General features: G+C 73.8%; 1 protein-coding gene. It reads left to right on the top strand.

Annotated features, from left to right (window positions below):
- Positions 1–588: tetratricopeptide repeat protein (locus tag AC1D15_RS36280; RefSeq protein ID WP_477829899.1), on the top strand; the 588-nt coding region annotated here is incomplete at both ends.

The following is a 588-nucleotide window of genomic DNA, read 5'->3' as shown; positions in this document are numbered from 1 at the left end:
CTGCTGCCGCGGGCGCCGCGCCTGCGCGCCAGCCTGCTCGGCTGCGAGGGCGACCTGCGCGAGCTGGCCGGCGACAGCGTGCAGGCGATGGCCTTGTTCGAGCAGTCGGTCGCGGTCGCCGAGCAGATGCACGACGACGAGCAGCGCGCCGACGGCCTGTACCACCGCGGCTACCTGCGCGGCGTGCGCGGCGAGTTCGCCAACGGCCTGTTCGACCTGCGCCTGGCCAACCAGCTGTACGAGCGGCTGGGCATGCCGCAACAGGCGCTGACCTCGCTGAACGCGATCGCGATCCTCTACAACCGCATGGGCGACTACAGCCAGGCGCGCTACTACTTCGAGGCGGCGCTGCGGGCGCAGCAGGCCGCCGGGCTGCGCCGCGAGCAGGCCGTCACGCAGCACAACCTCGGCCGGGCGCTCGAGAACCTGAAGGACTGGGACGCCGCGCAGCACGCCTTCGAGTCGGTGCTGGCGCTGAGTCGCGAGCTCGGCTATCCGCGCGGCGAGGCCTACGCGCTGCGCGGGCTGGCCAGCGTGCGCAACGCGCGCGGCGATGCGGTGGGCGCGCTCGCCCTGCTCGACCAGGCG

The organism is Rhizobacter sp. P2_H2 (genome assembly GCF_056403375.1).
The sequence above is the reverse complement of the archived record's forward strand: the minus strand, read 5'-3'. Positions and strand labels throughout refer to the sequence as shown.